This is a genomic window from Ruminococcus sp. (assembly GCF_016283395.1).
Window position 1 is genome coordinate 188260 of the sequence record NZ_JAEEMU010000032.1, and the last position, 19784, is coordinate 208043.

At 39.3% G+C, this 19784-nt stretch carries 19 protein-coding genes and 1 tRNA gene; 13 read left to right on the top strand and 7 right to left on the bottom strand.

What is annotated here, in order from left to right:
- The first annotated feature begins 106 nt into the window (after positions 1–106).
- From QZZ41_RS01430 to QZZ41_RS01450, 5 genes are all read left to right on the top strand, one after another.
- On the top strand, positions 107–805 hold the full coding sequence (locus QZZ41_RS01430; protein ID WP_295067067.1) for a hypothetical protein: 699 nt from the start codon (positions 107–109) through the stop codon (positions 803–805).
- Between the two features lie 13 nt (positions 806–818).
- Entirely contained in the window at positions 819–1277 is a 459-nt protein-coding gene (locus QZZ41_RS01435) for a LytTR family DNA-binding domain-containing protein (protein WP_295067070.1), read from the top strand.
- Positions 1274–1702 (top strand): hypothetical protein, encoded by a 429-nt coding sequence (locus tag QZZ41_RS01440; RefSeq protein WP_295067073.1) that lies wholly within the window; start codon positions 1274–1276, stop codon positions 1700–1702. The genes QZZ41_RS01435 and QZZ41_RS01440 overlap by 4 nt, the downstream gene beginning before the upstream one ends.
- Positions 1703–2122: 420 nt before the next feature.
- Positions 2123–2674, top strand: a complete 552-nt coding sequence (locus QZZ41_RS01445; protein WP_295067076.1) for a sigma-70 family RNA polymerase sigma factor — start codon at positions 2123–2125, stop codon at positions 2672–2674.
- Positions 2675–2689: 15 nt separating this feature from the next.
- The gene (locus tag QZZ41_RS01450) at positions 2690–3865 is read left to right on the top strand and encodes a hypothetical protein (protein ID WP_295067079.1); all 1176 of its coding nucleotides are present in this window, start codon (positions 2690–2692) and stop codon (positions 3863–3865) included.
- 134 nt (positions 3866–3999) lie between these two features.
- Here the strand turns inward: QZZ41_RS01450 and QZZ41_RS01455 are convergent, their stop codons facing one another.
- The 4 genes from QZZ41_RS01455 to QZZ41_RS01470 all read right to left on the bottom strand — a co-directional run bounded on the left by QZZ41_RS01455 (position 4000) and on the right by QZZ41_RS01470 (position 9057).
- Entirely contained in the window at positions 4000–5715 is a 1716-nt protein-coding gene (locus tag QZZ41_RS01455; RefSeq protein WP_295067082.1) for a cell wall metabolism sensor histidine kinase WalK, read from the bottom strand.
- A gap of 13 nt (positions 5716–5728) precedes the next feature.
- Positions 5729–6397 carry a response regulator transcription factor gene (locus tag QZZ41_RS01460; RefSeq protein ID WP_295067085.1) on the bottom strand — a complete coding sequence of 223 codons (669 nt, stop codon included), beginning with the start codon at positions 6395–6397 and terminating at the stop codon, positions 5729–5731.
- 247 nt (positions 6398–6644) lie between these two features.
- Positions 6645–8561 (bottom strand): glycoside hydrolase family 11 protein, encoded by a 1917-nt coding sequence (locus QZZ41_RS01465; RefSeq protein WP_295067088.1) that lies wholly within the window; start codon positions 8559–8561, stop codon positions 6645–6647.
- Between the two features lie 421 nt (positions 8562–8982).
- Positions 8983–9057 (bottom strand) — tRNA-Ser (locus tag QZZ41_RS01470).
- Positions 9058–9169: 112 nt separating this feature from the next.
- On the opposite strand from QZZ41_RS01470, the gene QZZ41_RS01475 reads away from it, so the two are divergent.
- The 5 genes from QZZ41_RS01475 to QZZ41_RS01495 all read left to right on the top strand — a co-directional run bounded on the left by QZZ41_RS01475 (position 9170) and on the right by QZZ41_RS01495 (position 16501).
- Complete coding sequence (locus QZZ41_RS01475; RefSeq protein ID WP_295067090.1) at positions 9170–10186, top strand: SDR family oxidoreductase; 1017 nt, start codon at positions 9170–9172, stop codon at positions 10184–10186.
- Between the two features lie 8 nt (positions 10187–10194).
- Complete coding sequence (locus tag QZZ41_RS01480; RefSeq protein WP_295067094.1) at positions 10195–12489, top strand: DUF434 domain-containing protein; 2295 nt, start codon at positions 10195–10197, stop codon at positions 12487–12489.
- Between the two features lie 219 nt (positions 12490–12708).
- Entirely contained in the window at positions 12709–13281 is a 573-nt protein-coding gene (locus QZZ41_RS01485; protein WP_295067098.1) for a sigma-70 family RNA polymerase sigma factor, read from the top strand.
- Between the two features lie 3 nt (positions 13282–13284).
- Positions 13285–14463 (top strand): hypothetical protein, encoded by a 1179-nt coding sequence (locus tag QZZ41_RS01490; RefSeq protein ID WP_295067101.1) that lies wholly within the window; start codon positions 13285–13287, stop codon positions 14461–14463.
- A gap of 1126 nt (positions 14464–15589) precedes the next feature.
- Positions 15590–16501: a hypothetical protein gene (locus QZZ41_RS01495; protein ID WP_295067104.1), complete on the top strand. Its 912-nt coding sequence runs from the start codon at positions 15590–15592 to the stop codon at positions 16499–16501.
- Between the two features lie 41 nt (positions 16502–16542).
- Here the strand turns inward: QZZ41_RS01495 and QZZ41_RS01500 are convergent, their stop codons facing one another.
- Both QZZ41_RS01500 and QZZ41_RS01505 read right to left on the bottom strand, forming a co-directional pair.
- Positions 16543–17235, bottom strand: a complete 693-nt coding sequence (locus QZZ41_RS01500; protein ID WP_295067107.1) for a DUF6198 family protein — start codon at positions 17233–17235, stop codon at positions 16543–16545.
- Positions 17232–17597, bottom strand: coding sequence for a hypothetical protein (locus tag QZZ41_RS01505; protein ID WP_295067110.1), 366 nt, complete (start codon positions 17595–17597; stop codon positions 17232–17234). Before QZZ41_RS01505 ends, QZZ41_RS01500 begins: the two co-directional genes overlap by 4 nt.
- Positions 17598–17932: 335 nt before the next feature.
- Here QZZ41_RS01505 and QZZ41_RS01510 point away from each other — a divergent pair, with 335 nt between their 5' ends.
- From QZZ41_RS01510 to QZZ41_RS01520, 3 genes are all read left to right on the top strand, one after another.
- Positions 17933–18121, top strand: coding sequence for a hypothetical protein (locus QZZ41_RS01510; RefSeq protein ID WP_295067113.1), 189 nt, complete (start codon positions 17933–17935; stop codon positions 18119–18121).
- Between the two features lie 198 nt (positions 18122–18319).
- On the top strand, positions 18320–19084 hold the full coding sequence (locus QZZ41_RS01515) for a hypothetical protein (RefSeq protein WP_295067116.1): 765 nt from the start codon (positions 18320–18322) through the stop codon (positions 19082–19084).
- 15 nt (positions 19085–19099) lie between these two features.
- Entirely contained in the window at positions 19100–19291 is a 192-nt protein-coding gene (locus QZZ41_RS01520) for a hypothetical protein (RefSeq protein ID WP_295067118.1), read from the top strand.
- A 104-nt stretch (positions 19292–19395) separates the two neighbouring features.
- Here the strand turns inward: QZZ41_RS01520 and QZZ41_RS01525 are convergent, their stop codons facing one another.
- A complete protein-coding gene (locus QZZ41_RS01525) occupies positions 19396–19722 on the bottom strand; it encodes an IS66 family insertion sequence element accessory protein TnpB (protein ID WP_295067122.1) in 327 nt (108 codons plus the stop codon).
- Between the last annotated feature and the right edge of the window lie 62 nt (positions 19723–19784).

Sequence of the window (19784 nt, forward strand, 5' to 3'; positions counted from 1 at the left end):
AATTGCAGGTCATACATCTCTCAGTGCAGGTCACGCACAGATCTATTGACCATAGGCTTCCTTTCGGGTATAATTCAGACATACCACACGAAAGGAAGTATTCATCATGAATAACACATTAACATCAACTGATATCAACAGAAAGACAAATGGCAGATTTCTCAAGGGATTTGATATTCTTACATACGCACTTGCTGCTTTTCTTGCATTAGGCTGTGAAGGCATACTCGCATTCTGTATCGAGCAGAAGATATATAACTGCACCATTAAAGAATTCAATACTTGGCAGAGCATACTGCACTGGGTACTCACATACATCATCTGGGGAGCATTTGCAATATATATACTCCGCAGCACAAAGAAAAAGGGTTACGATCTTTTCCCAAAGACTGACAAGAAGATACGTCCGTGGCAGTGGGCTTGCATAGCGATAGGCGTTGCAGCTTGCCTTATATCCACATGGATAGACTGGAACGGCAGCAAAGTCATCACAGAGCTTGAGCACAAAGGTCCGCTCCTCTTCGTATTCCAGTACATATACTATTTTATTGAAGTATTTCTCGTTATGCTCATCATTGTCTGTGGACAGAAAGCCTGCGAGATATGGTTCGGCAAGGAGAATATACCTTATGGCGGCATTATCGCTGCACTGACATGGGGACTCGGTCACTGGTGGTCAAAGGGTTCGTTTGCAGCAGGTATTTTTACAGCAGTTTGCGGACTTGCACTCGGAAGCGTATACCTTCTTACAAACAGAAATGCAAAGCTTTCATACGCTCTGCTCTGTGTAATGTTTATATTATAAAGGATTTTTTTGAATGAAACTGATAAAGACAAAAGAAAGAGGACTTAAAGAAAACTATCTCGAACTGCATTATGATGAGATAAACGATGAGACAAAAGAACTTATCTCCCGTCTCGATACTACGCTTTCAAATGTGGAAGGAACCTGTGATGAAAAACACGTTTCCGTACCTGTTACAGAAGTGCTGTATTTTGACACAGTGGACAGAAAAACATTTGCATACACGGATAAAATGTGTATCGAAATGAGGATAACACTGAGAAATGTACTCGATAACTTTTCAGATGCAGGTCTTATCAGAATAAGTAAATCAGCAGTAGTTAACGTATATAAGATAGATCATCTGCAAGGCGATATTAATATGAGAACGACCATTTTTCTGAAAAATGGTGAAAAGCTCATAATGAACAGAGGATACAAAAAAGAATTCATGACTGAGCTTGAACGAATAAAGGAGAGAAACAGAAAATGAAGCTGATAAACAAAAAGAACTTTATATCAATAGTCTGTATCAGCTTCACGCTGGTAGTATGCGGAAAACTTCTTCTTGAAAAAGTCATGGGATTTACCGACAAACACTACACTGAAAACATCTTCACCTGTCTTGGATTTTCGATAATCATTACTGCTGTACTGGCACTTCACTTCTATCTCCAGCGTTTTCCGCTTATACCCGTATTGATAGCTCAGTACGCCATAGTAGCAGGCGCAACCGTTGGATTTGTAAAGCTTGCCGACGTTATAGCTGATACTGATACAAATGCCATGTGGCAAATGATCCTATCCGTCACTATCCCATTTATAATAAGTGCAGCAGTTTACTACATTACGTTCTTTAAACAGATAAAAAAAGCAAATGATATTATTGCCGAGATCAATCAAAGCTCTATTAATTAATAATATCTGCTGAGTGTTACACATAAGATATATGAATAAAAGAGGAAGTTTGTTCTCATTTTAAAAGTGCTCTTTTCATTGAAAAAAGGGACTGTATGTGATATAATTTGAATATTACATACGCCTGAAATTCAAGGGAAAGAGCATTTTTGTCATTGGATGCGAAGAATAAAAAAGCATATGAACTTGCATTGCAGAAATATGTAAATTAGTTTCAAAGACTTCTTAGCAGATTATATAGGCTCAAAAAGCACTGATCTGCTTAATTATCTCAGTTCAAAAAAATTTTTTGGAATTTGTGTAACATTTTCATTACTTGAAATGTATGTATTAAGTGAAAGCAGATCTGTTTAGAGAATGTCAGTATATTCAATACAGTTGTACTGAACAGACTCAAAAAATTATGAAAGGAGCCAACGGATGAGTGACAGCGAAATAAATTACAAGCTGAAGCATTCGCCAGATGATGGCCAACGTGCTTTATTTGATCAATACTACAACTACGTATATGCGATTGCATTGCGTATTCTTCGCGGAACGCTCTCAATAAATGATATTGAAGAATGTGTCATTGACATATTTGCAAATGTCATGCTGAACTATGATCCCGACATAAGCGGCTCACTAAAAGCATACATTGGAACTGTTGCAAAAAGAAATTCAATAAATATGCTAAGAAAAGCTAAGGGAAAAGCATATAATAATATCTCTATTGACAGTGATGATTTCGGTGAGATAGTTTCCGACACGGATATAGAACAGGCTGCTGAAAACACGTTTGTTTCCGAAGCAATTATAAATGCAATAAAAGCACTTGGCGAACCAGACTCCATAATCATAATACAAAAATACTTCTACGACAGAAAGTCGTCAGAGATTGGAAAAATAGTGGGGCTTTCGCCAACTGCGGTCCGTGCCAGAATAAGCCGGGCAATGAAAAAACTGAAAAATAATCTCGCAGACTTTTGTTGATAAGGAGTGATAAGTATGAAAAGCAAAAGGAGAATAATAAATATGCTAAGAAATCCAGATGAAAAAACTTTAGAAAAACTGTCTTCAGAATACCCTCAGGCAGAACCCAATCACAAGAATAAAATGTATGAAAAAGTTAAAGAACGTATGAACAGCAATGACAATGCATTCACTGATGAAGTCAGAGGCGTCGAAAAGTATACACGTCGTCATCTGTGGAAAAGGATCCCTGCAGCTGTGATGAGTATTGCTCTTGTAGGGGGAGCTATTGGCGGTGGTGTAATTATGCTGAAAAACAACAGCCGCACAATGCCGTCGACTGAAATAGCTGAAGAAACAACTACACTGAATGACGTTGAAACTACAGTGAATAGTGTAATCGATGGAACAAATGCTGAACAGAAAATTGATCAGTCTGATGTCACTAAGGATTTGATATTTGCAATATGTGAAAACGGCATGACAAAGAATTTTGACAAAATATCATATTCTTATAAAAGCCGATCTGATTATGATACAGGTTATCATGATGAAGAAAACACCGAAATCAGCGTCGATAATACTCAGAATACAGCAACACGAACATCAATTGGCGGATATTATCGTGACGATGGAAGTATTGTGCATGATACTAATTATACCCAATATTTCTATCATAACACTGTAGCTGGAATTGGTGAATCTGAGAGCAATGAGATAGGCGGCAACAAAAAAGAATTCTTCACTCTTGAAAACGATGATTTAAATTATCTGATCAATGATGCATCGTCGGATGGAAAGAATCTGCTTGAAAATTTTGATAACTGGAATATTACAGGTTTTGAAGAATATCTTGGCAGAAAATGTGCTGTTATAAGCGGAACATCAGATATTAAGATTCAATATGAGAGTTCACCTGATGATGATGAAGAAGAAAGCTTTGATATATGCACATGTGAATTTACAATTTTGATCGATTATGAAACAGGTATATGGATGAAGAGTGACATAAAACACACAAATTATGATTTAGAGCATTATACAGTTACAATTACAGATATAGCTTTTGAAGATGACGCAAAGCCACCTATGTCAAAAGATGAATTCAAACAGCTGGCACTTAATGACTGTGTTAAACGTGTATGTGACGAAAACGGACAGAACTGTACATTCGAAGCAGTTAATGAATCTGATCTTGCCTTTCTTGAGTAAGCATAAAAGTATAAAACCGGCATCACATAATCAATAAACAAAATCCCGAAACTTACACATGTAAGTGAGTTTCGGGATTTTTTTGTCGGATATTTCCTGGTGTTCTGTTTATGATATCATTTTTCTGATAATGTTCAGTATCTTATCTCAGCACTGAATTCTGTATTTGTACATGAGATATTCAGCTTAAATCCGTTTAACGCAGCAGCACGTTCGGCTATTGACAGACCGAGTCCGCTTCCGCCTAGATTGCTCCTTGATTTTTCACCTCGCCCGAAAGGCTTCTTCAGGTCTTTTACATCGACCTTTTCCTTGACAGTATTTGTTATGATAAGCTTTTTGCGCTCGCAGGAAGCCTTTATAGAACCGTTTTCGGCGGTATATTTTACCGCATTGGAGATAAGGTTTTCGATGATGTTTTCAAATGAAGTTTTATCAGCTTTTATCTCTGTATTGCCTTCAACGGTGAATTTTATACCTTTCTCTTCAAGTATGGGCTCATACTTCTTTATCGCATCCTTAACGACAGTTTCAACGCTTATCTTTTCGTATTTTATCTCAGAACCGCCTTCGAGACTGTTAAGGAACAGTGTTTTGTTGATAATGGAATCCGTAAACTTTATGTTATCAAGTATAGCACTGAGATACTGCTTTTTCTCATCTTCTGTCAGTTCAACTTCCATTATATTTTCAGCATAGCCGCCTATTGCCATAAGCGGAGTTTTTATGTCGTGGGCGAGGTGGTTGGTAAGATCGCGCTGATAGTCGTCCATAGCGTATTTAGCCTTATTTACTACATTCTTTCTCCAGCAGTAAAGTGCAGCTATAGATAATACGGCAATGCTGAAAAGAATGACGTATTTCCAGTAGAACTTCATGAACTCAGGTGTGGTATGTTTTACGGTATAACGCAGGAATACACAATACTGTTCCTTATTGATATATATTGGGAAAGAGCGTTCAACGCACCAACCTTCCTCTCCGTCACCACTATATCCGCCGAATGAACCGCCGTCTTCCGAATACTTACAATCATTGTAAAATCTTTCCAGTACGTCCTGCTCCTCACCCCATAAGTTGAACATTGTACATACGGGATAATTCTTTGATGAAAGGCTGTCAAGCTCTAAAAGCTCATAATTATCATCATCTATAGTTATATCTATTTCTTTTGTTCTCAGTATTTCATATCCGGGCTCGCTGTTTTCGGGGACATTGTCATAATCATATTTTTTAAGTTTCATACTTCCCTTATGAGGTATGAAAGTGTGGTCTTTTTTGTTTACATAAGCACTTTCAAGCTTCATTTCAACCCATGAATTAAATGTCTCTTCTTTGGCAAGTTCACGATGATCGTTATACAGCTGCTGTACTTCGGGGATATTATCTTTTTCGGGACAAATATAGGTTCCGTTATCAGGAGCATCTTTACCGAAACTTATAAATACCTGTAATGTAAGGAGATTAGATGCGACGATATTATTGTCCTTGTCAACTATAGCTGCAACAGCGTGATTGTCCTCAGAATACCTTGATACTATCTGTGGTCCTCCGTTTTTGGAAAACTCATCTTCAAACATTATATCAAAATACACATACTTTGTAAGGTAGCTGCTTAGTTCGGACATCGTATCTCTGCTGCTGTTTTTTGCTTCGGTTCGGTTTACCCAGCTCTGCACACACGAAACGTTATCTTCGATACTGTTTGAAGCTTGATTTAAGGCTTCTTGATCCTGATATTCCCAGAATCCGTAAGCAAAAATCAGGCATAATGCGATAGCTACAGAGAAAGACTTAATTAGTATCTTAGGCAGAGTTTCGCGTTTTTTCTTTTTGTATTTCTTTTTCATAGGATCAACTCCTTTATGTTTCTGTCAGCTTGTACCCCCGTCCTATGACAGTGTGTATCTGACTGCCTGCGTTTCCAAGCTTTTTTCTGATGCGCTTGATAGTATTGTCCACAACGCGGTCGATACCGAAGAAATCATCTCCCCACACCTTATCGAGAAGAGTGTCACGATTTACTATCCAGCCCTGATGTTCCATAAGGTAGCTAAGAATAGAAAACTCTTTTGGAGTAAGCTCGATCTCTTCATTGTCAACATAACAGGTAAGCTTACGGGTATCAAGCTTTATTGCACCGCATGATATAACGCTGTCCGAGCAGCCTTCATTTCGTTTTACCATGGCGGAGCATTTTGCGAAAAGGGCAGAAAGAAGAAACGGCTTTACTATATAATCATCACAGCCGAGATCATAGCCGTGAAGTATATCTTCTTCATGGCCTCTTGCAGTAATGAATATTATCGGGATATCGCTGAAACGTCTTAGGTTTCGGCAGATCGTAAATCCGTCAGCCCCGGGAAGCATAATGTCAAGAAGTACGATAGAATAGCCTTCGAGTTCATTTTTAGTGATACTCACAGCTTCACTGCCGTTGTTTATTATAGTTATCTCAGCACCTTTGCTTGTAAAGTATTTTCTCGTTACCTCACATATCTGAAGATCGTCCTCTATAAGCAATATCCTCATTATCAAGCCACTCCTTTTCCCTTTAGCCATATTGTATCATATAGATGTGTCATTTGTATATCATTTCCCGTTTATTTCTGTAATCCAATTGTACTATACAGCAGTAAGCTTGTCAATCTTTTAAGCAAACGCAAAAACGCCTGAACGATAATCGAACCGTTCAGACGTTTTATCATAACATTTTTTCTTATTATGCTGAGAACTATTGTCTGTCACGAAACTCTTAGTTCTATGCACTTTTTTATTATCAATTTGTGACGACCTCACCCGTCCAGTCGATTATACCGCCGAATTCATAGATATGAGTATATCCCATATCCGCAAGCTTTTGCGCCGCTTCTATACTGCGGCGGCCGCTTCGACAGTATACAAGAATGATCTGATCGAGGTCCGGCAATTCTTTCGGCTGCTCAGTATCGATAGACTCATTCGGTATCAGTATCGCATCTGGAATATGACCGCTGTCGTACTCATCCTGCCGTCGCACATCGACAATAACATGGCCATCGTCAGCCTTCATCATTTCCATGGCTTTTTCCTGTGTTATATGTTCATAGCCTGCTCCTGAAGTCTGTGATGTAGTGATCGGACTGCTATTCTCGATGGTTGTGGTTGAAGAAGTCGTATAAGTTGATGAGGTAGTAGTCAAAGTAGTCGTAGTTGTGGTGGTAGTTGTGATTTCCTGATCATCAGACTTTTCATCTCCGAGGAGAAATTTTTGTAAGCTTACAACATCTGCGATATTAACTGAGCCGTCACCGTTTACATCGGAATTCATAGGAGGGAAATCGCTTGTGGATGATAACTGGATAATCGTTTTCCTGAGCAGTATAAGGTCATAAACATCAACGATACCGTCGCGGTTCACATCACCGCGCTGATGGTGAGAGCCTTCGATATCAGCTTTATAAAATGGAAGAGTATCCTTTTTTCCAGCATAAGCGTTATCAACATAGAAATCATCTGTGTAATCAGGAGTATCAATATACAGTGAAAGCTGCTTTGCACCCTCGGGGATAGTATAGAAGTAATTTGACAGTTCGTTCCATTGTCCTTTCTCGGCTTTTATTTCTGCGATCGTGTCATATTGGAACTTTCCGTCTGAGTTCAAATATTGAAGCACAAGTTCAAAATTGGCAGATTCCGTTGAATCCTGCATTACAAAAGCACCAAAGCTGTATGTTTCACCGGGCTCGTATTTATCTGAGCCGAGGTAAATACTCGGTCCCTGCCATGCCGCAGATCGATTTGTTACAAGCATAGCATTTGGTCCTTCATAGCTAAAGAGGCTTCTTTTCAGTAACTCATTGTCACGCGGAGACCAGTCATCTAAATAGTAATCAAAATTATACATAAAGAAATAGCCTGCATCGGTATACATTGATTGTTCATGATTATAGTATTTATTGGAGTATACTGTAAGAGGGGTGTTATCTTTTCCTTCACCTATTTTTATGCTGTTAAGTTTGACACTGCCGCTTGATCTGTACGCCTCAACGGTAAACACCGCTTCATACAGAGTACCTGTTGTATCAAGTCCGATTTCCGCCCATGAGTCAAAATGTTTTGCAACGTCTATGCAGCCGTTTACGTGATTGGTCATATTATTTTTAGAATCACTTTTCGTGCGAACGCTCCAATACTGTGGAAATGAATTGGGACCATCAAGACATGGCTGATTATAACGCTGTGTTTTGAATACTTCATATTCATTTCCGTTAACGATAGTTGTACCCAGTAATTCGCTGTTTGAAGAAGCACAAGGTCTCCAGCTGCCCCAACCGTCTACGATGTAGTATTCCACAAGCGGATTTCGTGTCCAGCCATATGCACCGTAAAAAGCATTTCCATGAGGTGTGAATTCGATGTCGTAGCTGAATGATACATCATCAAAAGCTTTGTAATTTTTTCTTTGATCGTCGTAAGACTTTCCCATAAGGGCTATAAGATTTTCTATATTTTCCCATGAACAGGAAAAAGAGCCTGCTTCATATTCGTAACTTACGTCACCAGTATTGTTCTGATTCCACATCTCGTATTCGTAGCCGTCTATATTTCCGCGTATTTGTTTATCTGCTGCAGAAGATACAAACGGTACAGATGAGACGATTATTGCTGAAGAAACAGCAATGCCAATTACCTTTTTGATACAGCTTGATCTCAATCAAATCACTTCCTCTTAAAATACATTTGAAAAATCATTTCAACTGAAATGTTAGACCTATGCTTTTATTATATATATTTTTTTTGAAAAGGCAAGCCGTTTTTTGCCAATTAATATAATAACGATCATAAATGATGCAAAATAAAAGAGACTAAGTTCTTAGTCGCTTTAGGCAAAGCCATTTATATTCGTCTGCTGTCTATAAGTGGGTAGATGTGTTTTTTATTGCATAAGATCACTTTTTCGCATATCATAACGCTTGCATGTCTAAAGGCAAAACAGGGAAAATGGTATTGTAAACTTACATTCAATGTGCTATAATTATTAAGAATAAACTATTTAGCATAAAGCTTGTTTTGTTCTGAATAGCGAAACAAAATTCAAAAAAGGCGTACACATTGTACGCCTGATAAACATATTTAAGCCTGTTGGCGGAGTTTAACCGCCGTTTTCCGCCTTAGCAGGGCGGAAGCTCTCACTTTGAACTATACAGGCTTGCCGAACGGTAAGACCGCATCTCCTTCATGAGGTGAAGGCGCTTTCTAAGCTATCGGCGATTATATTTTAACATGATATATATATTTTGTCAAGCAGGAGGAGGTAACGAAGTGCGGATATGTTTGATATGCAGAAAAAGGAATATCGACCACTATGGGATATGTGCGGATTGTCAGGCGTTCAATGAAGATATGCGTCGGGTATACCGTGATCTCAAGGGAATGAACGCACTTGTTACAGGCGGACGCATCAAGATAGGATACGCTGTATGCCTGCGTCTTCTTAGGCAGGGAGCGAATGTTATTGCCATAACACGTTATCCAAAATCTGCACTCGAAAGCTATATGCAGGAGCCTGATTATGAGATGTTCAAGGACAGGCTCACTATAATAGGCTTTGATCTTATGCGTGTTGACCGTATACACGAGCTCATTGCCAAGGTGGAGGAGCTCTGCGGCGGAAAACTCGATATATTGGTGAACAATGCCGCTCAGACGGTCAAGAAGTCAAATGAGTATTACACCGCGTTAACTGCACATGAAAATTCCATTATGATAGAGGGAGACAGCCTTTATCCGCTAACGCTCCCCGACAGCTCATTCTCGATAATGCCGAGCATAAAAGCTGTGGACTACGGCGAGACTGAACATGATAACTCATGGGTGCGGAAGCCCGAGGACATATCACCGCAGGAACTGTTAGAGGTCCAGCTCATTAATGTTACAGCACCGTTTATGCTGACTAACTGTCTGCGGCACTGCCTTGCAAACGGAGAGTCTCATAACCGCTTCGTGATAAACGTAAGCTCCGTGGAGGGCAGGTTCAACACCAAGCAGAAGCTTGCCCGTCACGTTCACACAAATATGGCAAAGGCTTCGCTGAATATGATGACACACTCTATTGCTTCTGATTTTGCAGGTGACAGGATATTCGTGTATTCATGCGATCCTGGCTGGGTGTCTAATCAGTTTCCGCCGGGGTATGAGATAAGTCAGGAATTCGAGCCGTATCTCTCTTACGATGACGGTGCTGCGAGAGTGCTTTATCCTGTGACCCTGCACCTTACTGACGAAAAAATAAAGGACAATGGACTGTTTTTCAAGGATTACAAAACTATTCAATACTGAGGTGAAATATGGACGAACGTGAACTTGCCAAAGGCAGGGATTTCTTGAAGGCATCTGAGGTCTACGCTCCGTGCGAGCCTGTTAAAAAAACGAAGAACATCGGCTATTATGTTCCTCATTTTGATATTTCTTTTGAAGAGTCAAAGGCTCAGGGCTGGCATTACAAGATAAAGTCAGGCGGTAAACTGAGAATAACACATTATACTGGCACAGAACGCGAGGTCGTTGCTCCGCATAGTATTGGTGGCCATGTCACTAACGAGATCGGAAAGGAAGCTTTTGCGAATGTTAATGCCGATATAATTTTTCTGCCTGACAGCGTAAAAGAGATAGGAGAAGGCTGCTTTTCAAACAGCAGTATCAGACGTGCTGTCCTTCCTGAAAGTGTCAGAGAACTTCCTGAAAAGTGCTTTTATTCATGCAGAAATCTTGAAAGCGTCAGGTTTTCCGAATGGCTTTGCAGTATAGGAAACAGAGCGTTCATGTACTGCGAGAAGCTGCGCTTCTTCGATATTACACAACGAATGATTACCTTAGGCGATGAGATCTTCCGTGCCAGCGGACTTGAAGGCTTTTCTATGGCAAGGGATTCGGCGATACGATTTAATGGAAGCATATTCATTGATACTCCTCTTCACAAGAATTATTCGTTGATAATTGCACCTATCAAAGATAGTATGTACAATTACAGAGTACTTCTTGTTGGAGCGGGGAAGGCAGTGCGTTTTCAAAAAGGCTCGACAGTTACTTTTATGGAGAAGTCTGTTCATAATGAATGTACGCTTAATCTTTCGGAATGCAGCAGCGTGAATTTTGAATACGGGGCATTTCCATGCAACCGTAACATGTGGGGCATTGTCAATTCATACACTATGGCGAAGGTCATCATGCCTTGCGCGTCAAGGGAATTCGTTCCGCATTACGTCGATGCATATTACCCTGGCGGCAGTGCATATCCGCATAGGAGCTGGTTTACGGATGTGCGGATAGACGGTGATCTTGTAGTGATGAAGCCGAGGAAAAACAATCTGCACGAATATTGCTTTACTGATCGTGAATTCAAGGAACACAAAATCGGTAATATTATGATAGACTGCGGAACAAATTGGCTGGAATATGAAACAAATGCGTTCTCATGCACTTCTCTCAGAAGTGTAACTATAAAAGACAATCTTTACGGTAAAGGCGAACTTTTCTCAGGCTGCTGTTATATTCTCGGGAAGGTCACAATTGGTCAATATACCGTGTATATCCCCACTGTAAGCCATAGAGTTCACGGTAATCTGTTGAAGGCTTTCCGTGATAAAGGCTATAGTAGACCGTGCAGATACTTTGACAGCAGTATATATGACAGGATTTTTACCGAATCGCCAAAAGTCTGGAGCGGAGTAAAAGCTTATAAAAGGCTCAGTCAAAAGGAACTTATCACCATAGCTGCCGCTGTTATGATGAGTTCACCGACTCTTTTTGAAAATCGTGATATGTATGAAAAGTACCTGAGAACACACAAACGATATGCACTGTTGATCTGTGATAAGCTGCCTGATGAATATTCGGATTTCCTTATTAAATACTATGGGGTGGAGCAAATGGCAAATGCAAGACGAGGTTTTATGCCGACCGACGAAAGGGATTTCAGCGATAATAGTCTCCCTGTTCTGCGAAGAGCCGCGGAGGAGGTGCTGTTTCTGCAAAACAGGGGCTATATGATGACGAATGCAACAAGATTTGTAGGCGACCATTATCAGCTTTCTGAGCGCCAGAGACTCGCTCTTGCAAGAACGATCTCACCGCTTGCAAGTATCGTTGAACGAAAAAGCCGTCAGGTCACTGACATAAGTGGAGAGACAATATATATTGATGGTTTCAATGTTATCATAGGACTTGAAATAGCTTGTTCGCAGTCGATGCTGTTTAAATGTATGGACGGCACTGTCCGAGACCTTGCAGGTCTGCATGGCACATATCGCCTTATACCTCAGACAGACGAGGGTATCAAAATGCTAATCAAGGCACTCAGCGAGTTGAGAGTCTCAAAAGCTGTCATCTACCTTGATAAGCCTGTTTCAAATTCAGGCAGGCTGAAGCAGCGTATATATGAGCTTGCGGAGGATATACCATTTGAGCTTGAAGTTCTGACAGAGGACGCTGTTGATTCGATACTAAAAACAAAACCGATCATAGCTTCTGCTGACGCTATAATCCTTGATGAATGCAGCAAGTGGTTCAATCTCAACAGATACATTGTGGATACCTATATTGGCAGCTACCCTTATGTGGATATAGTTCCCTCTTTTGAGTAAAGAGGCGTTAACGGTATCACCAAAGAAGAATAAACAAAGAGCAGGTGCTTCTTAATAGGAGCACCTGTTTATGTTATTTATGCTTGCTTATCACTGCTCTTGCAGTAAAATCAGTTTTATAATAATCAATTTTGAAGTAGATAAATTTAAAAAAATATGTCCACTTAGCATATGAAAGAGCGATTATGAATAACGAAGACGCTTAAAGGTGGTGAAAAAATGACAGATAATCAGATTATTAAGCTTATGGATGGTCCTTCAGATGTATGGCAGCGTGCATTATACGATGAATATTGTAAATATGTATATACCATAGCCGCTAACAATCTAAGGCACTGCGGAACTGCCGAAGATATAGAAGAATGTGTGGCGGATATATTCATCGACATATTCTGTACAGTTCAATCTGGAAAAGCTTATAACGATAATCTAAAATTTATTATTTCTACTATTGCAAAAAGAAACTCAATTGATCTTTTCAGGCGACTTTCTTTGAAAAACAAAAGAACAGTCCCAATTGATGAACTTGCACCGAACTATGAACCCTCTGAAAACAATCTTGAGAGTACTTCTGAGCGTAAGGAAGTTAAAGGTATACTCATAGACTGTGTGAATAAGTTGGGAGAGCCTGATTCATCTATAATAATTGATCATTATTATTATGGCAGATCATCAGGAGAGATTGCATCAGAACATAATATGACTGCATACTCAGTACAAAAAAGGATTCAGCGTGCAAGAAAAAAAAAAAAAAATCTGCTTTTTAAAGCAGGTGTGGATGCGGAGTGGTAAAAAATGAAAATCATAGATTTAATTAAAGATAGTTTTTCTGAGTTATCAGAAGATAACGTTAATAATGATATTGTTTTTTCCGACGAACTCAGAGAAAGAATTTATTCGCGAATAAAAGGAAAGATAGCTTCTCGACAGAACGCAGGCGAATATAATGATAGCGTTTCGAGTATAGAGAGGTACAGAAAGCCAGTATTTAGAAGAGTCCTTAATGTTTCCGCTTCAGTTGCTGCGGTTGGTGTTATAGCGTTAAGTTCATTGTTTATTTTCAAAAACAGTAATGATACCATAGATAATAATTATCCAAAGGAACCATTCTCAGCAACATCAGAGAATAATCAAGTTACTGTGACAAATACTACATCTGTTGGAACCACAGTTATTACAACATCTTATACTACAGCTTCAACAAACAAAACAATTTCAAGTTCAACATCAACTTCACGAACAACTGTCACAGACAAATCAGAGATCACAGCAGATAAGGATACAATAATTGCAAATACTGATAATGCTGTGGATTACGACGCACTGTCGGGATACTGGTACGAAAACGGCGATCCGATAGCAGCCTTCTTCCATATTACAAAAGATGGCAGATTCAAAGAGTACAATAACCACTATGGAGCGATCATGTATTATACCGGATATATAAGGAGAGAGCTTGATACCAAAACCAACAGCTATTTTTATTGTATGTATCTTGATACAGGCGAACTGTATAAGAGATTCGCAGATGACGGTGAAAAGTCGGATATAAATTTTGAAAGCGGCGATCCATCTCATTATGTTAAACTCTATGGTGAAGGCGGAATAGGTGATGACGGAAGAGAAGCTGAGGAAGCATACCCAGGCTCATGGATCTGTGGAAGAGCTATAATCGAGATCTCTTATAAGGGTGAAGATATGTTCGAGGCTAAGGTATCATGGAGTTCAAGTGCAACTGCTCATACAATTTGGGATTATCCGTTGACACTTGATAAAGGTAAGCTTATATGCAACGGCAATGGTAAAATGACTTTAGTTGAGTTCAAGGATGGAGAGACAAAGCCTACCGAAACTGTAAAATATACAGATGGGGCGGCTGAGTTCACATTAGAGGGCAATCATCTTTTCTGGAACGATCTCAACGAGCATAGTGCCGATATTATGTTATTTGAAAAGAATAGTGAAGCATATTGATCTGCGTATGGTGCATGAGAAACGTTGACACTCAATTGCTGCGGTGTATTGTTCATTTGTACATTCGCCAATAATATCAGATCATATACCAAAAATAAACAGATAATCAAGCGGCAGCCACGGCTGCCGCTCTGTATATCAGTATTATATTTTAGTATGTTTTGCGGCGCCTGATCTAAGTTAAAAAACATTTGATTTGTTCTCTATACGGAAGACTGATAACAGAAAGCACCCTGTGGTGCTTTTTATCCTATCCCCTAACTTCCAGAGTAGATAGTATTCAATCTACACATTACCGTTCTGAAAACTATTGCCATTTTATTGAAAACATAGAATATCATATACAAAGATTGACAAAGCCAGACTATCTGAATATTCCTGTTTACTTTTCTTATCAATTGGGGCGGACATTTCATTCAGATCGGGACATATCCTATAGCATCCGAGTGTTTTTCTGAGGAAGCATGGTTCAAATGTATCGGATTATCCGCAGGAATTCCTGGAATCCTGTTTTCTCTTTACTGTATTTTCCGTGCAGCTAAAGACTACAAAGGGAGACTTTTTTCATCAATATTACTCTATACGTCAACTTGCTTGATATTCACAGGGATAAGAGGCGAGTAATTTATCCTGACTGTTTAAGACTGGTTTACCCTCGATAAATACATATTTATTATACATTAAGCTACTTCTTAGTTATGGTGGAGAGAACTTTTTTACAGCTACATAAAAAGCAATGGGCAGCCGCTATGATATAACCTCTTTAGAGTTTTCATACTTTTCTGTGTGTCTACTCTATTGGGATTATATCACGGGACTGCTCTTTCTATTTACATATTTACGAAGTAATTACATTGACTTTTTCTGCGTTTTTTGCTATAATTTGTGCGTAGATTAAACATAGGCCTCCTGCTGTAAATCTGTATTTAGGATTTGGAGTATGAATCATATGAGAGAAGAAAATATGGTACATTTGAAAAACATCATCAATCACTATGATAGATACAAGGAAATAGCCGTTACGTTAAAATGGGTGGAAACACAAACAGATTATTGCGATACATCATATTACAAGCGTGAACAATACTTCAGATTCCTAAAATTAAAGAGAATGGTATGATCACATATGGAAAACAAGGCACAAAATAAAGCTTATTTTCATCTTCCTGGTCTGTTCGAGTTCTATGACCTGTACAGTGTGTTTCTGCCGCTGTACCGTGAGCACCGGGAATATTTCTACGATTGGTGCGAAATAGCATCTGTATATGGTGCGCCGTCCGACTGTATCTGGGGCGGCGGACGCGTCGGATTCGGAGAATGTGAAGCTGAAGATGTACTCGCACTTATGAATGAATACGGTATTTCTTCAAGGCTCACTTTCAGCAATTCGCTTTTAAAACCTGAACATCTCTTAGACAGGAAATGCAATGCCCTGTGTGAGCTTTTTGCCGATAGCAAAGGCGTACAGAACGGCGTTATCATACACTCGGATCTTCTGCTTGAACATATTAAAAATAATTATCCCAGTCTTTATTTCGTCTCCTCGACTACAAAGGTTCAGACTGATTTTGAGCAGTTTGCAAAGGAAACAGAACGGAATGATTTTAAATATGTTGTTCCTGATTTCAGGCTGAATAAGCTGTACGATAAACTTGATACACTCTCGCAGGTTCAGAAAGATAAAGTCGAATTTCTATGCAATGAATGCTGCTCGTTTTACTGTAAAGACAGAAAAGAGTGCTATGAAAATGTAAGTTGGAAAAATCTCGGAGAAAACTGCACCGACCACATCTGCACAGCACCGGATGCCGGGAACGGATACCGTTTTTCAAAGGCAATGAAAAATCCCGGATTTATCAGTATTGATGACATTATCAGCACCTATCTGCCCCTCGGTTTTTCAAATTTCAAAATAGAAGGCAGAGGACTCGGAAGTGCTGTCAATCTTGAATTTTGGCTTTATTATCTCATAAAGCCTAAATACCAGCTTATAGTCCGTGAAGAGGTCTATCTCGACAGTATGCTGGATCTTTTCTGAAAAAAACTAAAAAGCAGCCTATCAGAAAGGCTGCTTTTCCTTTACTGTTGTTTACTTGTTAGCTTATTGAAAATGAAATTATAAGCCTTGATTATATTTCCGACAAGTATTGCTGCAATAATACTACCCTCGCGGACTCCTTTGAACTTGCCGAGGAAGATAAGGCATATCACAGCCGCAATAGCTATGTACAGAATATCAAAGAATATCTTAACATTCTCATATCTGAGACTGAATACCTTGCTGATAGCGCGGTTCATTGCTTCACCCGGGAGCATTGCCACTGCGCCTTTCAGCTGTATCCATATGCCAAGTGCAAGTATAACGCAGCCGAGAATCATGAATAAGAACTGCATAGGATAAGCTGTGACTGTTATATCCTTTATCAGCCATACAGAGAAATTTGTAAGGTAACCGTATACGAAGGCAAGTACGGTCTGAATTGCTATCTCTATATAATTGCATTTGCCTTTCAGTATGATGACTTGTATCGATATCTGTATCACACTAAGCAGATTCAGCCAGCCGCCAAATGACAATAGCGAACTTACAAGTGATACCGAATATGGCACGGACGCAACAGGCGATGTTCCGAGACCTGCTTTTGCCGAGAAAGCAACACCCATTGAAGCGATGAACAGTCCTACCAGGAACAGAGAATACCGCTTTATCATATCAGGCATATTATGAGCGGATGATGTATTTTTACCGCCTTGAATATTACTCTCTGTCATAATAATTCTCTCATTTTGGGTGTTATAAGCCAGCAGTCATCGAGTTTCTGTCCGACACAGGACCATGAAAATATAGTATGTCTATGATTATCTTTGATCAGTATTTTTTCAGTTTCGGACCATAGTTCATTTGTTATATTCTGATCCTCGTTCTTTTCCATAAGGTCTTCGATTCCTTGAATGATAAGGTTTACAGCAAGATATTTCTGCCAGATATCCATATCATCGGAATATCTGTTATAAAAATCAATGTAATCAGCTGTATTTTTATAGTCACCTGCACAGATTTCCCAGTCTTGTTCATTTGAAAACGGCAATCTGATACCGCATTCTTCATTTATCTTTTCATAAAAATTGTCCATTTATAATATCCTCTATTTCCGTTTTGCACATTTTGCCCAGTAGTTCATGAAGCGTTCTTTTGTCCTGTAGATACGATGCCACCTGATGTTGTTTCTATCATGTACCATACCATTTTTTATAAGTAATTCTTCATGTGCCCAGTCAGATTCAGCTTCTGCTCATAGTGCAACATCATTTTTAGCAATATCGTATTCTTATTTTCTCTATTATATCATAAGCATAGTTAAAAATCAATCTCAGGGAGAATTGGTATCTCATAATAGCGTTGCCTGTGGTTGATTTTGAAACTTGTAAGGTGTATAATAAGTACATATTATTTATTAGGGTGGGGACTATGAAAAAGTTTTTAACAATGATAATTATGACAGTATTGACAATAGGAGTTTTAATACCATTTAAAGCTAATGCTGCGGATGTAGACTCAGTTTTGAATGATCCTGTTTGGAATGATTATGTTGAACAGTCCATGGCTTCTATGAAACAGGCTGGTACAGCTTTTACGATGATACGGAATTCACCATAGCCTGCTCCGAAACTATTATTGATAAAGAAGAATTTGAACGATTTACAGAGTATCTCAGTTCAATATTCCCTGACCATATACTTAAACTGTACAGAAAATGAAGCGGCAGCCTATTGGGGCTGCTTTTCGTTTTGTGTATAATGATTATTGTAAATACTGTTTGTGTGTGTTATAATGAAGGAAAAACAGGAGCAGGTTATGTTAGTAGAGAATGATGAATGGATAATACACGGACTTGCGTGGGACGATCCATACAGGATACGCAGTCCGAAAGAGTTGGTAAATTGGATAAATGAAGTGGGATTTCTGCCGCTTTTCGGAAATGGAGTCAAAGGTTTCTCTGTAGAGGAGCACGTTTCACCTGACTACTGGTGGACTGGTGACAGGGAGCAGGATCCGTGGGAATGGCGTGAGATAATAGCGGCAGGACATGAAGTGGCTTATGGCAAATTTTTTGATAAGAAGGCAGGTTTTATTAGTCTGGAATGGCTGCCGTATTTTGCAAATTACAGGCGTGACGGCTATGACTTTGACTCCGCATGGGAGGATAGTAAGGTCAATCGCCGTGAGAAGCTTATAATGGACGTTCTTACAGAGACATACAGCGACGGCGATATTATCTGGACAGATAAGCAGATACTGTCAACTGAGCTTAAACAGCTGGCAGGCTTCGGAAAAGGTGGCGAGAAGAACTTTCAAGGTATCACGACAGACCTTATGATGAAAACATATCTCGTTACAGCGGACTTCCACAGGCGCAGAAACAAGAAAGGCTTAGAGTACGGAATGGCTGTATCGGTTTTGCTGCCTCCCGAAGCTGTATGGGGATATGATGCGGTTACTTCAGCATACAATGAATCACCTCATGAGTCCTGGAAACGTATAGTGGAGCGAGTACAGAAGCTATATCCTGATGCAGATAAAGCTGAGATAATAAAGCTTATCGGAAAAGAACATAAGTGAAGAAAGAGTAAAATTATGAGACTACTTATAGTGCCAATGGCAGCTATGGCTGAAACATCAGGACCATTCTCGCGGTGCAGGCTGCTTGCTGAAATTGCGGTTGCGGCTGGAATAGATGTTGCGACTTGTATAGCAGAAGATATCAATTATTCTGAAATAAATGGTATAAAGAATTATTGTAACCGCCTAATAACAAACCGCCCATAAATGAAAGATCCCCGAACAGTGCTCGGGGATTACTCATATTGCTTTACGCATATCTGTATATCCGCACACTATATAGATATGCTCTGCACGACTGACATCTCAGATCATTTCAATACTCCGAGTAGGCGCCTGAATGTATCTTCATTGAAATTATCAGGGAGTGATATCTTTACATCTCCTACGGATAGTTCTATTTTCTCTGCTGTAGTTTTTGTACCTGCTGTCGTTTCAACAGGTACTATGTCATGCTGTTCGATTTCATTACATACCGCCTGACGCATTCGTTTCAATCGATAATAGTATGTCTTGAGATTAATACCGTTTTCCTTACACCTGTCAGTTACAGTGAGTCCGCTTTCGTTTCTGCTCTTCACCATTTCTGCCCATTGTGCTAGCTTTATTTCTTTTTTTACCTTTGCTATCTCATTCATTCCAATCAACTCCAGTTAGACCTTATTAGTTATTTCTTGTTTAGTCTATTTGGACTTCATTG